The following is a 13,499-nucleotide window of genomic DNA, read 5'->3' as shown; positions in this document are numbered from 1 at the left end:
TACTGCTACAGAAATTGTATATGAACCCAGCCGAAAATTATATTCTTAATCAACCCGAACCGTTCAAAAGTATATTGATTCAATTACAAGTATTGGTAGAAACTACAGTGCCCGAGGTAAAACTGGACTTCAAATATAGGTTACCATTCTATTACTTGAACGATAAACCATTCTGTTACTTCAATGCCTCCCATAAAAAAGGATATGTGGATATGTGCCTTTGGAATTCGGCACACCTGACCGTCCATCTGGATAAATTGGTCACAGATGGGAGAAAAGTGATGAAATCCCTACGTTATTTTAATATGGACGACATTAATGGTGAGGTGGTTGTGGAGCTATTGCAGGAAGCCAAATCTGTTAACCACAAAGGATTTTACAAAAGTTAGCTTTTTCTCGGAACCAGTTCGGACCTTTTGGTTTTTAGTTTAAAGAAGGCAATCCAAAGTGAAACAATGCCTAAAAGCAGCCATAGCAAATCCACCAAAAGAATTTGCTGATATCCATTTTGATAAGCTGTCAATAACCAATTTCCCGTGGCAATTCCGTTTGCAATCGGAACCAATAAACCCAAAATTCCGCCTGAAATCAATGTCCATTTGTTGGTGAAGGCGATGTCCTTTTTAAGGATAAAGAACACCGTTGCCACCAACCAGATGGGGAAATACGTTTGGTAGAGGAAGCCCATATTCACTTCTGGTGCAAACTTTACGATGATGAATTCCAAAGCGGTAACGGGAAGCAAGCTAAGGCATATCGCCATATACCAATTGGCTACCTGCTTATTGAACTTGCGACGCTTTTCCGGGATGTTCTTTTTGTCCCGAGCCACTAACCAAATCATAATTCCTGAGAGTATAACAAAACACGATACCAAACCAAGGATAAAAGAAATTACCCGTAGTCCATAACCTGCATAATCGCCAAAATGTAAGCGGAACATCATGTTTTTCACCCCATCCAAATACGAAGTATTGGCAACGGGCACTTTTTCCTGAGCAATGGATCCGTCAGCAATTTTGTAAATACGGTATCCCAAACCATTTAGTTTGGTGTTGTAACCAAGATATCCGCTGATGGCGGCATGCATATTTTTGTCTCCGTAGTTAAAAATGTGGGTTTCCGTTACCCTAAAATCGCCCCAATCCACCTTCATTTCCTCAACATATTGGTCTAAATTGATGGTGTTGCCCAATTTTTCGTTCTGAAACTCGTAAACCGGATGATTGTACTCCAGATCTTCAAACAATTTGTTTTGATTACCATCGTACAGTCCCATCACAACGGGAAGAATCAAAATACCTTTGAGCAAAAAGAAAGCTCCTGTGACGGCGTAAACAAACTGAAAAGGAAAACCAATGACACCTAATGCAGTATGTGCATCGGTCCACATGGTTTTTAACTTGGCCCAAGGCCTAAAGGTGTAAAAGTTGGAAACAATCTTGTTCCAATGTACCAAGATGCCTGTTATGATGGCAAATAGGAAGAAGAAGGCCACCAATCCCGCCAAATATCTTCCGTAAGGGTAGGGGATTTGATCTAAAAAGTGCAGGCGGTACAGGAATTCCCCCAAATGATAGTTGTCCGCATAAGTTTCCGTTTTGGTTTTGGCAACGGGATCCAAATAAAAGAATACAGGAGCCTGATTATCTTCCGAAGCCAACGAATCTTTGGATGCACCTAGGCTAACGGAAATGCTTCTCTCGTTGTAATAATGGCGTAGTTCCACATCACGGCCGTAAAGGTTATATGCTTCGGAAAGATCGCTAAGGTAACCGTTAATGCTACCGGGCAATGCATCTTCTTGGCTAACGGTATGCCCGCGTTGCCAATTGGCGATTTCATCCCTAAAAAAGGAAAAAGAACCGGTAAAAAAAATTACATAAAGCGCAACGCTGATTACAATACCGCTTACGGTATGTGTGTGGAATAAAATATTGTAAATACGGTTTCCCATAGTTTTATAGAATCGGGTTGGTTTGGTTTCCGAAGTAGCATACGACACCGAGCACTATGCTGGCCAAAAGATAAATGCCCCAAACTTTCCAGCCATTTTTGCCCATAAAGGCAACCACCATTAAGACCGCCCATAAAACAAAAGCCGAAAATGTACTGGTAATGATCACGGCTACATGGTTGAACCAACTGGCCAATGCCATGTGAAACATAATCGCAACAATAAATCCACCAAATATGGCGGCGGATATTTTGGCAAATCGTTGCCATGGTGATGGAGTCAGGTATTTTTTATTGGCGGGCATAGTTTAAAACAATAGCGTTTCGAAAATAAGGGAGCAAGCAAATATCAAGGTTAAAAAGGTGTAGTTCAACAATCGCAATGGCGCTAGCAGTATCACCAAACTGGCAATCGTCATCAAAAGGATAAAAAAGGTGAATGTACCCGAACCAATACCCCAGTAAAAGCAGCTAAGCCCCAATGATAAAATCATTAGGGCCAAACTGGCATATTGAGATGCTTTTTTATGTACACCAGTCCATTTCTCCAAACCTAGTGTATCTACGGCAGCCATTTTTTGAGATGTACAGTACAGCAAATAAAAGGCTAGAAAAGTGAGAAAGGAAATCCCGGTGACCATAGGTTATCGTTTTATACAATAGGTGGCGCAGTGCCAAATAAATTCATAGTCATCACCATTATAAGTGCCTGGAATTTCCTCTTTTGTCGTGGTCTCCACAATGTATTTGGTATCCCATGGCAGGGCAAAGGAAACCTCTCCATTGTCGTCGGTGTACAATGTTTTGGACCACAGATCGGAAACATATACTTTTAGCTCGTTTTTTGCGATGGGTTCGCCTTTGTACAAAACTTGAAGTTTAATTTCCTCACCATCATTTTTCAACTGTTTCACCACAATTCCATCAGGATTCACGGTTTTTGTATCACCGTCGGTTCCCACCTGAACTTTTGCTGTGGAATGATAATGTGTCTTAAAAATCCCGAAGTCGTACTCGGTATAATCGATCACATCGATTTCATTGTTGTTCAGCGCAATGGTGTAAATGCCATTTTGTGATGGTGTAAAGCTGGCAAGGTAATGGTCTTCCTTAGCTTTCGTACTCAATTCAGTTTTTGTGCCATCCGGAGCAATGACCCATAATGTGAATTTTGAAACCAAGGGAAAAGCTTCTCCCTTCACTTTTTCAATAACACCATAGGTGTATTCGCCATAATGCACGCGAACTTCTTGTGCTTGGCCCAAGGTTCCATTGCCGTTGGTCTCAATCCAAAGGTAATGTGCAGAGGCAGACAATACGGGCAAAGTGATGAGTATTAGGGTTGCGATTAGTTTTTTCATCTGATTTTTTTTAGAATTTATAAGTGAAGTTGGCAGAAACACTCCTCAAGTTTTGTGGACTAATGGTTGACCAACCTTTGTAATAGTCTTTGTTGGCTATGTTGTCCAACTTTAAAGTGATTCTGAAATTTCTTGCATCGTAAAAGGTGGATGCATTTAGGATAGTATACTCATCAATGGCAAACGTACCATTGGATCTATTAAAAATTTTGTTCTCGCTGGCGTAGTTACCTCCAAATCCAAGTCCAAAGTTCTCCAATGTACCTTGTGCAAATCGGTAGCTGGCCCAAATATTGGCCAAGTTCATGGGGCCTGCGCTCTCTGGTCTAAAACCTATAAAACTGGCATCTCCCTCCACTAATTTGCTATCGTTGTAACTGTATCCTGCAATAATATTCAATCCATCAAGGGGAGAGGCGACAATACTGGCTTCAAAACCTTTGCTTGTCTGTTCGCCATCTTGGGTATAGAAATAGTTGTCGGCATCGGTATCGATTCGTTGTGCCATATCGCTAACAGTAATATCGTAGTAGCTAAAGGTGGCCGAAAGTTTGTCGTTGAACAAGTTCAATTTGGTGCCGACTTCGAACTGGTTGGCGTGTTCTGGGTTCAAAGCTCTCACGGATGTATTTCCATCAGATAATTCTGTTACGGGAGCTACGTTACTGAATCCGTTCATGTAGTTGGCGAATAAGGATACTTTGTTCAAGATGGGTTGGTACACCAATCCAAATTTTGGTGAAAAAGCGGTCTGATTGTACCCATCATTGGAAAAACGGTCCACACGCAAACTGGCCATTGCGGACAATTCTGGCAATAGGTTGATCACGTTGGAGGCATAGGCACTGAAAATTTCTTGCTCAGCCTCGCTAAATTGTGCTCCAGGATTGGCCAAAGTGGCTATCCCTGCATCGGCACCTGCCTGTGTCAACACACCGGAATCGTACAAACCTGTTCCCATAGGTGTGCCAAAAGCATTGTGAAGAGCGGGAACCACAGCTTGGAATTCATCTACATTTCTACCTACGTATATAAAACCTTGGTTTCCATAGCCCGTACTGTTATTGATGGTTCTGGTTTTAAGGTAATCCAAGCCTACAACCATACGATTGCGCATGCTTCCGATATTGAAATCCCCAATAAAATTTTGTTGGATATCGGTACCCAAGGTCTCAGAATTTTGGTTGCTGGTGTAGCGAGCCAAAATAATGCCATCAGCAATAGGGGTTTCTGAGAGACCTTCGGCTGTTGTGGTTACCTCGTACAAGTAGGAATAGTAGCCGTCAGATTTTGCATTGGACCTGGAAACTACAGTTTGGGAGGTCCAAGAATCACTTAAAATGTAATTCATCTGACCTTGTAAACTGTAGGTTGGTGTATCAATGTACAAGTCGTTACTGGTGTAGGAGCGTTTAAAATCATACCCCAGTTCATCAAGATTGGTCACACGAAGTGGTGCCCCGCGATCTAGGAACAACATAGTTTGGTTGGTGCTTCTGCCATTGTAAAATTCTGTATTGATGTTGAAAGAAAGCCTATCACTTGCCTGAAACGCCAATGATGGTGCAAAAAAGAAGGACTTTCTAAATCCAGCATCTTGGTAGCTGTTTTGTGTGTGGTATGCCGTGTTCACACGTAGGGCAAGGTTGTTTTGATTGCCCAAAGTGGTATTTACGTCGGCACTCACACGGTTCAATCCGTAGCTGCCTGAAGTGTAAGAGATATTTCCTCCAAAACCGTAGTATGGTTTTTTGGTGTTGATGTTGATCAAACCACCGTAAGAAATCAAACTACTTCCATACAAAGTACCCGATGGGCCTTTGATTACTTCGATGGATTCAATATTTGCTGGATCAGGACTGCCGTTGGTCAAACCGGGCAAGCCGTTGATCATTGTGGGCTGCACGGCAAATCCACGCAATGAAAAGTAACCTGCACCGTCGCTTCCTCTACCCGTAGATTCCCAAAGTTTATCGATTCCAGGCGCATTTTTAAGGGCGTCATCAAAATTGGTAACGACCTGATCTTGCAATAATTCAGTTGAGATGGAATTGTAAACCTGGGGGTTCTCGATGTCTTTGAGTGGCATTTTCGACACGTAGACACTTGCCTTGCGGGAAAATTTGTTTACTTGATTGCCTTCAACCACAACTTCATTGAGTTGTTCTTGCCTTTCCACCAAAGTGATGGTTTGCACCTTGGTGGTTTGGTTGGCGTAAACGGTCACGGTTTTGTTCTGTGTGCCAAAACCTACCATCGAAAACGTCAAGGTGTAGGAGCCAGGGGCAAGGTTGGAAATTTCGTATTCCCCGGAATAATCCGTATTTGTACCTAAACTGGTGTTGGACACCGCAATATTGACATTGCCAAGTGGGTTGTTTCTTTGATCGGTTACTTTTCCTTTTAGGTTTCCTGTTTGTGCTTGAGAAGTGAAAAAAGCAGCAAAACTAAGAATGAGTAATATGTGTTTCATTTTATTTGTAATTGGTCTAAATAAGTTTGAGGTGCAAATGTATGCCCCACTGCTAAATCAAGCAAAAAATATTTAGACTAATTATAAATAATGTTTTTTTTAAGTGTTTTATGTTCTTGATTTACAGAGTCATGAAATTAAAATTTTAACAATTTAAAGCGTTATTATAGTGAATTGATGGTCTTGCGGATGGCAGTTAAATCCGTCAGTAGTTTTTCCAATAAACTTAAATCGAGCATGTTGGCACCGTCACTTTTGGCGTTCGCAGGGTCAAAATGCGTTTCCATAAAAAGACCATCAACCCCAGCTGCGATTCCCGCTCGGGCCATTGTCCCGATCAAAGCAGGTCTACCGCCCGTAACTCCCGAAGATTGGTTGGGTTGTTGTAGGGAATGGGTAACGTCCAAAACCACAGGAGCATATTGCTTCATGGTGGGGACACCACGGAAATCCACGATCATGTCTTGGTAGCCGAACATGGTTCCGCGATCGGTGATCCAAACCTGTTCATTACCAGAATCGATTACTTTTTTCACGGCATGCTGCATACTTTCCGGACTCATAAATTGCCCTTTCTTCAAGTTGACCACTTTGCCTGTTTCGGCAGCTGCAACCACCAAGTCGGTTTGTCTCACCAAAAAAGCGGGAATCTGAAGAACATCCACATATTCTGCGGCCATTGTGGCATCAGAAATTTGATGGATGTCGGTAATAGTGGGAACTTTGAACGTCTCGGAAACCTTTCTCAAGATTTTTAGTGCCTTTTCATCGCCAATGCCAGTAAAGGAATCAATACGGCTACGGTTCGCTTTTTTAAAACTCCCTTTAAACACATAGGGAATGTTGAGCTTGTTGGTAATGGCAACCACTTTTTCAGCAATTCGCATGGCCATATCCTCGCCTTCAATGGCGCAGGGGCCTGCCAACAAGAAAAAATTATCGCTTTCCGTATGTTTTATTTGTGGAATTTTGGTGATGTCCATTTCTTAAAGTTTGCACAAATATAATATTAAACAATGGTATCCTTTTTAGATTTATCATGATAAACCATCAACCATGAAGTATAAAATTGTTTTTATTGTTCTTTGTTTTTTCCCAATCATTTCACAAGCGCAATGGCAGGAAAAGGGTGGAACTTTTGATTTACCGCACTTGGAACGCCATCAATTTAAATTGAACTTACTGAGCCCTGGCTTTACGTATGAGCTGGGACTTTTTAAGAACCAAAGTGTTTCTACAAACTTGGGTTTGGCCACCGCAACGTACCAAGAGGGGTATGTGTTTGGATTGGCCATGAATAACCGTTACCGATATTACCATAATTTTAATAGGAGGGAGAGGTTGGACAAGAATACCTCAGGCAATTCCGGGAATTATATTGCTGCAGCGCAGGCCATTTTCTTTTCGCAGCTACGAATTTCCACGGACGTAGAAGGCCCGGACGATTTTAATTTGGGGTTTTACGGAATGGTTTACGGCATTCAGCGTACCTATGAAAAAGGCTTCAATTTCAATCTTGAATTGGGTGCTGGATATTATAAAGGAGACGGTGCACTTGATGGTTATGGACCATTGTTTAACTTCACTTTTGGATGGGTAGCGACCAAAAGAAAGCAAAAGAACCCATATCTCGATTAAATAAAGCCATCAAAACATACTATTTTGATGAAGATGGGGTTATAATACTACCAAATTAACCTACAATGCGTCGCTTACTACTTTTAGCATTCCTGTCATCTGGATTTTTTATGCATGCCCAATATGGGACCAATTGCGAGATTCGTCAGTTTAAACTCAATGCCATCAATCCTGGTGTCGAGTACGAAATGGCCCTGGGCGTAAACAGTACTTTGGATATTCGGGTGGCGTATCAAGCGGCTTTGGAACCTGCTAGTTCAAAACCGCTGGAAGATTTCGATTTTTTTCCGGCCATAACCATCCAAAACAGATATTATCACAATCTAAATAGTCGAGAAAGGCGTAGAAGGTCCATTTACGGGAATTCTGGCAATTATATTGCACCAACTGCGGCCATCTTTTCTCCAGGAGACCGTTTAGTGGAGGGGCAAATAGTGGATGGTATTCACGGCTATGGTGGACTGGTTTACGGGATTCAACGCAGTTTTGATTCAGGCTTTAGTTTCTCCATTGATGCTGGTGCTGGCTATTATGTGGGACCTTTTAAAGGAGCCATTCAGCCCGTCATCAACCTCAGCATTGGATGGATTATCAGTGAAAAGCGTTGGTGTGTTGGTTTGTAGAATTGTTCTGGTATAGTATTTGATTTAACCAGAAACAATTTAAACTAACCATTTATGAAAACTATTTCTTCTTTAATTTTATTGTTATCTATTGGAGCCACCGCAATCGCTCAATCTGGAAAGAACGTTGAGAATCATCAACTTACCCTAAATGTACTGCTGCCAGGCATTATTTACGAACAAGGACTTTCTCAAAACTCAACTATTGCGGCAGAGGCCACCATGGGTTTTGCGTACCGGGAATCAGACTTTTTGGAAAGTGGATTTGGGATATACCCGATCGGGAGGCTACAATACCGACATTACTATAATTTTGCTAGACGACTAGCAAAAGGAAAAAACATTGCAGGCAATACGGGAAACTACATTGCACCCACCATCGCCATACAAGGAGGGAAGGCGATAATCGGGGATTTGGACTATGTTTCCGATTACTTTGGAGCCATTGGTGCCGTTTATGGTCTACAGCGTACAGGTCAGAAAGGACTGCAATTTCGATTCGAGGTTGGCCCCGGTTATTTCTTTGATGAATTTGAAAGCAACTTCGGTATTTTTCTTGCCTTAAAGCTCGGTTGGGTTGTGAGAAGGGGATAGTATTTCGGAACTCCCACTAAATCAATAAGATAAAAATAACATTTAGGTGTGCTTACAAGAAAAAAATAGCAGTATCTTTGCGGGCTTAAAATTTAGGTTATGTCCAAAATCAAAAACATTGCAATCATTGCACACGTAGACCACGGTAAGACTACCTTGGTTGATAAAATTATGTACCATTGCCAGTTGTTCCGCGATAACGAGAACAAAGGTGACCTGATATTGGACAACAACGACCTGGAAAGGGAACGCGGAATCACCATCGTTTCCAAAAACGTTTCCGTTGTTTACAAAGACACTAAGATCAATATTATAGATACCCCTGGTCACGCCGATTTCGGTGGTGAGGTAGAGCGTGTTTTGAACATGGCCGATGGGGTTTTGTTGCTGGTAGATGCCTTCGAAGGTCCAATGCCACAGACCCGTTTTGTGCTTCAAAAAGCGATTGACCTTGGTTTGAAGCCTTGTGTAGTCATCAACAAAGTGGATAAAGAAAACTGTACCCCGGAGGAAGTGCACGAAAAGGTGTTCGACCTTATGTTTGAATTGGGTGCAGAAGAATGGCAGCTCGATTTTCCAACCGTTTATGGTTCCGCCAAGAACAACTGGATGGGCGAGGATTGGAAAGAGCCTACCGAAAGCATCGAGCCATTGTTGGATATGGTCATTGAGCATGTACCAGAATTTAAACCACAAGAAGGTACAACCCAAATGTTGATTACCTCGCTGGACTTTTCTTCGTTTACAGGAAGAATCGCCATTGGTAGATTGCAAAGGGGTAAACTTCGCGAAGGACAACAGGTTTCTTTGGTAAAAAGAGATGGTTCCATTGTGAAGACCAGAATCAAAGAACTTTTCACCTTCGAAGGTCTGGGACGTTTGAAAGTGGAAGAAGTAGTTGCAGGAGATATCTGTGCCATTGTGGGAATGGAAGGTTTTGAGATTGGTGATACTGTTGCGGATCTTGAAAATCCTGAAAAACTAAAAACCATCGCGATTGATGAGCCTACCATGAGTATGCTTTTCACGATCAACGATAGTCCGTTTTTTGGTAAGGACGGAAAGTTTGTTACTTCCCGTCACATCAAGGAGCGTTTGGAAAAGGAATTGGAGAAAAACTTGGCACTTCGCGTTCAGGAAACCGATAGTGCCGATAAGTTTTTGGTCTATGGACGTGGTGTATTGCACCTTTCTGTATTGATAGAGACCATGCGAAGGGAAGGTTACGAGCTTCAAATTGGTCAGCCTCAGGTAATCATCAAGGAGATTGATGGTGTAAAATGTGAGCCTGTGGAAAACTTGACCATCGATTTACCGGAAGAAGTATCCGGTAAAGCTGTGGAAATGGTATCCATCCGTAAAGGAGAAATGACCAGTATGGAAGCCAGAGGTTCCCGAATGGTTTGTGAATTCATCATTCCATCCAGGGGCATCATCGGTCTTAGAAACCAATTGTTGACAGCTACAGCAGGTGAGGCCATTATGGCGCACCGTTTTTTGGAGTATCAACCCTTAAAAGGAGATATCCCACAGCGATTGAACGGTTCTTTGGTGTCTATGGAAAACGGAACAGCGATTCCTTATTCTATTGATAAACTTCAGGATAGAGGTAAATTCTTTGTTGACCCAGGAGAGGATATTTATGAAGGTCAGGTAATCGGTGAGAACTCTCGTCAAGATGATATGACAGTGAACGTAACAAAGACCAAAAAACTATCCAACGTTCGTTCTTCCGGAGCTGATGATAAGGCCAAGATTGTGCCAGCTATCAAATTTTCCTTGGAAGAAGCTTTGGAATACATCCAAAAAGATGAATACGTTGAGGTAACGCCACATCACCTAAGGATTAGAAAAATATACCTAAAAGAGGTGGACAGAAAAAGAAATAAAGTGGTTTAATCATAAACAGCTTTAAATTTTAGGAAAGCGAGTGAGGAAACTAATCTTCATTCGCTTTTTTCATTTAAAGATGGAGGTCTCTGTCATTCCGTGCTTCGACACGGAATCCATTTATGGAAACTGGATTTTTGAGATTCTTCATTCACTTTGCTCATTCAGAATGACCACTGGAAGTCTTGGTTCTTGATTCCTGTAAGTCCTGGATCTAAAGATTAATGCAAATGTCCATGATGCTGTTCCCGCAAGCAGGACACGGCAGCTCCAATAATACCGGCATGGTTCATTAGCTCGGCCTTTACCACATTGGTCTCAATTTTGATGTGGTGACTGAACTCCTCCCATTTTTTAGAGGTTCCACCACCCACGATAATAAGGTCAGGACATACAATAAGTTCCACCAATTTTAAAAATTTATTGAAGCGTTTACCCCATTTTTTAAAACCGAGATCTTCTTTTTCTTTGGCAGATGCAGCCGCCCATTTTTCAATTTTCTTGTGTTTTTTGTAGGGAATTTGTCCCAATTCAAAATTGGGGATAAGTATGCCGTTGTAAAAAGCGCCGCTACCCAGTCCGGTTCCGATGGTGATCATAATGACCAACCCATCTTTACCTTTTCCAACACCATAGTTCATAGATGCATATCCTGCGGCATCGGCATCGTTCAGAACGGTAAATTCTTGACCTGTGTACTCGGTAAAAAGCTCATCAATATTTACACCAACCCAACTTGGGTCTAAGTTTCCCGGAGATTTACAAATTCCATTTTTAACTATGGATGGAAATCCACAGCCTACAGGGCCTTTGTAATTAAAGTGGTCCACAATTTCTGCCACCACTTTGGCCATGTCTTTCGGTTTTTTTGATTTTGGAGTAGGAATTCGGAAACGTTCTGTCAACATTTCACCAGTTTCGGCGTTTACCAAGGCACCTTTTATGCCCGATCCGCCTATATCTATACCAAGAATTTCCATATATAGGAAGCAATATTAGTTTGAACAAAGTAACAAAAACTTTTGGTGATCAAGTAATTGCATTGAAAATCAATGAGCTACACGTATATTTTGATGATTATATCGCTTTTTGAATCACTTCAAAAACCTTACTGCCATCACATTTTAGGGTTTTGTGCGGGTATTTCAAAATCAGGGCATAGTCGTGTGTGGCCATAATAATCGTCCGCCCATTTTGATTGATATCCTGCAACACTTTCATGACCTCTACGCTGGTCTGTGGATCAAGGTTTCCAGTGGGCTCATCGGCCAAAATAAGTTCTGGGTCGTTCAAAAGGGCACGGGCAATGGCAATACGTTGTTGTTCGCCGCCAGAGAGTTCGTGCGGAAACTTAAAACCCTTGGTCTTCATCCCGACTTTATTCAATACCTCCTCTATTTTTTCGTCCATTTTGGTGGAATCTGTCCATCCGGTTGCTTTCAGGACAAAGCGCAGGTTATTGTTGATATTTCGGTCTGGCAGTAACTTGAAATCCTGAAAAACGATGCCCAGTTTTCTGCGTAAAAAGGGAATATCTTTTTCTTTGAGTGTTTTCAGGTCAAAATCCACTACTTGCCCAGTGCCTTGCTTTAGGGGAAGGTCGGCATAAAGCGTTTTCATAAAGCTACTTTTCCCGCTACCGGTTTTTCCTATTACATAAACAAACTCCCCTTTTTTAACCTCAAGGTCAATATTGTTGAGAACCAAGTTCTCGTTCTGGAATACGGCTACGTCTTGTAATTTAACAATGGTCTCGGGCATAATTTCAATTCAAAAGCTACACAAAAGTATTTGAAATTAAGAGATCAACATCAAAATTTATGGTTAAAGCTTATTTTTTGGAAAAACTGGATGTTATTTTGTCCAAATCTTGGTATTCAGGTTAAGGTCTTCCACGATGCCTACGGCCGTTGTAATATCCTCATAAAAAAGTTCAAGTACGTTGGAGGTGACCAAATTTTGGTTTTGCCGTAAACTCAGAAAGCCATACGGTAGTTGGACTGCCATGTAAAGCTTGTCGTTTTTGAATGACATAAGCACTGAGTTCCCTACTTTTTTCTTGAAAGCAGTGATTCGCTGCATTAAGGAGGGCGATAGGATGTAACGGGCTTCCGTTTGGTCGGTACTATACACCACAAATTCATTTTCAAACTCGGTATCTTCCATGTTCACCAATTGATTTCGGTTGAGGTTCATGGACTGTAGGGTCTTGGCCATGTACCCAATCCTTTTTTCATATTGATCGGGCAGTACAATGGTGGTGCCATTGAATTTTTTATTGAAATCCATAGTGGCAAACATCCCCACAAAGCTGCTTCCCATTTCATCGATACTTTTTCCTTTTTTGAACCAGGGCTTTAGGTAGGTGTACGCCATGTATATGTGCGCATAGAAGGGAATGTACATAAGGTAGGGGCTGACTTGTAGCCCAACAATCTTGATGTTTCCCATGGAAATAAAGGTGCTGCCCACTTTTCCGGAAAGCACACCTTGGTTCATATTGTAGATCTGTTCCCTTGACTTGTCCTGTACAAAAGGGTTGTGCTTGGCCAGCAATTCGCTGTTTGCGATTTCCCGGGCATCAATTTGTTTGTTCGCATCGAATTGGAATGTGGGAACAATTTTTTCCAAAAGACTTCTCATGATTTCTTTCTCAACAGCCAGGTATTTTCTTTTTTGGGAGTTGGCCATGGCATATACAGCATAGAAAACACCAATAAAGAGAAACATTGGCATTTGCAGGGATGTGAGCCATATTTCACTTTTGTGCAAACCCCCAAACCATTCAATATATTTATAATTGAAAAAGTACATTAAAAGAGGAAGGGCTATTATAACACTTAAAAATAAGAGCATAAAAAAGAAGCTTACCGCTTTGTATTTGCGATACTTTCTTCTAAGTGGTTCAGCCTCTACCAGCAAAGGGAGCAGTTGTTTTTTAATGCTGCTAAAATCCATTATGAC

Annotated in this window: 14 protein-coding genes; 5 read left to right on the top strand and 9 right to left on the bottom strand. The window is 41.6% G+C overall.

Going from position 1 to position 13,499, the window contains the following annotated elements; genetic code table 11:
• Positions 1-20 precede the first annotated feature (20 nt).
• Positions 21-389 (top strand): DUF1801 domain-containing protein, encoded by a 369-nt coding sequence (locus MURRU_RS02595; RefSeq protein ID WP_014031861.1) that lies wholly within the window; start codon positions 21-23, stop codon positions 387-389.
• On the opposite strand, the gene MURRU_RS02590 is transcribed toward MURRU_RS02595, so the two are convergent.
• The 6 genes from MURRU_RS02590 to kdsA all read right to left on the bottom strand — a co-directional run bounded on the left by MURRU_RS02590 (position 386) and on the right by kdsA (position 6,773).
• Entirely contained in the window at positions 386-1,957 is a 1,572-nt protein-coding gene (locus MURRU_RS02590) for a PepSY-associated TM helix domain-containing protein (RefSeq protein WP_014031860.1), read from the bottom strand. The two genes, MURRU_RS02595 and MURRU_RS02590, sit on opposite strands and share 4 nt — an antisense overlap.
• A 4-nt stretch (positions 1,958-1,961) precedes the next feature.
• Positions 1,962-2,261 carry a hypothetical protein gene (locus tag MURRU_RS02585; protein WP_014031859.1) on the bottom strand — a complete coding sequence of 100 codons (300 nt, stop codon included), beginning with the start codon at positions 2,259-2,261 and terminating at the stop codon, positions 1,962-1,964.
• Between the two features lie 3 nt (positions 2,262-2,264).
• Complete coding sequence (locus tag MURRU_RS02580) at positions 2,265-2,531, bottom strand: hypothetical protein (protein WP_148261467.1); 267 nt, start codon at positions 2,529-2,531, stop codon at positions 2,265-2,267.
• Between the two features lie 69 nt (positions 2,532-2,600).
• Positions 2,601-3,317, bottom strand: a complete 717-nt coding sequence (locus tag MURRU_RS02575) for a DUF4198 domain-containing protein (RefSeq protein ID WP_014031857.1) — start codon at positions 3,315-3,317, stop codon at positions 2,601-2,603.
• Between the two features lie 10 nt (positions 3,318-3,327).
• Complete coding sequence (locus tag MURRU_RS02570) at positions 3,328-5,790, bottom strand: TonB-dependent receptor (protein WP_014031856.1); 2,463 nt, start codon at positions 5,788-5,790, stop codon at positions 3,328-3,330.
• 164 nt (positions 5,791-5,954) lie between these two features.
• Complete coding sequence (kdsA, locus tag MURRU_RS02565) at positions 5,955-6,773, bottom strand: 3-deoxy-8-phosphooctulonate synthase (protein ID WP_014031855.1); 819 nt, start codon at positions 6,771-6,773, stop codon at positions 5,955-5,957.
• A gap of 73 nt (positions 6,774-6,846) precedes the next feature.
• Here kdsA and MURRU_RS02560 point away from each other — a divergent pair, with 73 nt between their 5' ends.
• The 4 genes from MURRU_RS02560 to typA all read left to right on the top strand — a co-directional run bounded on the left by MURRU_RS02560 (position 6,847) and on the right by typA (position 10,544).
• Positions 6,847-7,428 carry a hypothetical protein gene (locus MURRU_RS02560; protein WP_014031854.1) on the top strand — a complete coding sequence of 194 codons (582 nt, stop codon included), beginning with the start codon at positions 6,847-6,849 and terminating at the stop codon, positions 7,426-7,428.
• A 65-nt stretch (positions 7,429-7,493) separates the two neighbouring features.
• Positions 7,494-8,051: a hypothetical protein gene (locus MURRU_RS02555; protein ID WP_014031853.1), complete on the top strand. Its 558-nt coding sequence runs from the start codon at positions 7,494-7,496 to the stop codon at positions 8,049-8,051.
• Between the two features lie 54 nt (positions 8,052-8,105).
• Positions 8,106-8,645: a hypothetical protein gene (locus tag MURRU_RS02550; protein ID WP_014031852.1), complete on the top strand. Its 540-nt coding sequence runs from the start codon at positions 8,106-8,108 to the stop codon at positions 8,643-8,645.
• Positions 8,646-8,744: 99 nt separating this feature from the next.
• Positions 8,745-10,544: a translational GTPase TypA gene (typA, locus tag MURRU_RS02545; RefSeq protein WP_014031851.1), complete on the top strand. Its 1,800-nt coding sequence runs from the start codon at positions 8,745-8,747 to the stop codon at positions 10,542-10,544.
• 212 nt (positions 10,545-10,756) lie between these two features.
• Here the strand turns inward: typA and ppgK are convergent, their stop codons facing one another.
• The 3 genes from ppgK to MURRU_RS17280 form a co-directional block, all read right to left on the bottom strand.
• Complete coding sequence (gene ppgK / locus MURRU_RS02540) at positions 10,757-11,515, bottom strand: polyphosphate--glucose phosphotransferase (RefSeq protein WP_014031850.1); 759 nt, start codon at positions 11,513-11,515, stop codon at positions 10,757-10,759.
• 97 nt (positions 11,516-11,612) lie between these two features.
• Positions 11,613-12,296 (bottom strand): cell division ATP-binding protein FtsE, encoded by a 684-nt coding sequence (locus MURRU_RS02535; protein WP_014031849.1) that lies wholly within the window; start codon positions 12,294-12,296, stop codon positions 11,613-11,615.
• 93 nt (positions 12,297-12,389) lie between these two features.
• A complete protein-coding gene (locus MURRU_RS17280; protein ID WP_014031848.1) occupies positions 12,390-13,493 on the bottom strand; it encodes a DUF3137 domain-containing protein in 1,104 nt (367 codons plus the stop codon).
• Positions 13,494-13,499 lie beyond the last annotated feature (6 nt).

Source organism: Allomuricauda ruestringensis DSM 13258 (genome assembly GCF_000224085.1).
GTDB classification, from domain to species: Bacteria; Bacteroidota; Bacteroidia; order Flavobacteriales; family Flavobacteriaceae; genus Flagellimonas; species Flagellimonas ruestringensis.
The sequence above is the reverse complement of the archived record's forward strand: the minus strand, read 5'-3'. Positions and strand labels throughout refer to the sequence as shown.

Bases quoted from the DNA above. Each gene is read 5' to 3' on its own strand.
- MURRU_RS02595 (WP_014031861.1), top strand. From the start codon at position 21: ATGAACCCAGCCGAAAATTATATTCTTAATCAACCCGAACCGTTCAAA.
- MURRU_RS02590 (WP_014031860.1), bottom strand. From the start codon at position 1,957: ATGGGAAACCGTATTTACAATATTTTATTCCACACACATACCGTAAGC.
- MURRU_RS02585 (WP_014031859.1), bottom strand. From the start codon at position 2,261: ATGCCCGCCAATAAAAAATACCTGACTCCATCACCATGGCAACGATTT.
- MURRU_RS02580 (WP_148261467.1), bottom strand. From the start codon at position 2,531: ATGGCTGCCGTAGATACACTAGGTTTGGAGAAATGGACTGGTGTACAT.
- MURRU_RS02575 (WP_014031857.1), bottom strand. From the start codon at position 3,317: ATGAAAAAACTAATCGCAACCCTAATACTCATCACTTTGCCCGTATTG.
- MURRU_RS02570 (WP_014031856.1), bottom strand. From the start codon at position 5,790: ATGAAACACATATTACTCATTCTTAGTTTTGCTGCTTTTTTCACTTCT.
- kdsA (WP_014031855.1), bottom strand. From the start codon at position 6,773: ATGGACATCACCAAAATTCCACAAATAAAACATACGGAAAGCGATAAT.
- MURRU_RS02560 (WP_014031854.1), top strand. From the start codon at position 6,847: ATGAAGTATAAAATTGTTTTTATTGTTCTTTGTTTTTTCCCAATCATT.
- MURRU_RS02555 (WP_014031853.1), top strand. From the start codon at position 7,494: ATGCGTCGCTTACTACTTTTAGCATTCCTGTCATCTGGATTTTTTATG.
- MURRU_RS02550 (WP_014031852.1), top strand. From the start codon at position 8,106: ATGAAAACTATTTCTTCTTTAATTTTATTGTTATCTATTGGAGCCACC.
- typA (WP_014031851.1), top strand. From the start codon at position 8,745: ATGTCCAAAATCAAAAACATTGCAATCATTGCACACGTAGACCACGGT.
- ppgK (WP_014031850.1), bottom strand. From the start codon at position 11,515: ATGGAAATTCTTGGTATAGATATAGGCGGATCGGGCATAAAAGGTGCC.
- MURRU_RS02535 (WP_014031849.1), bottom strand. From the start codon at position 12,296: ATGCCCGAGACCATTGTTAAATTACAAGACGTAGCCGTATTCCAGAAC.
- MURRU_RS17280 (WP_014031848.1), bottom strand. From the start codon at position 13,493: ATGGATTTTAGCAGCATTAAAAAACAACTGCTCCCTTTGCTGGTAGAG.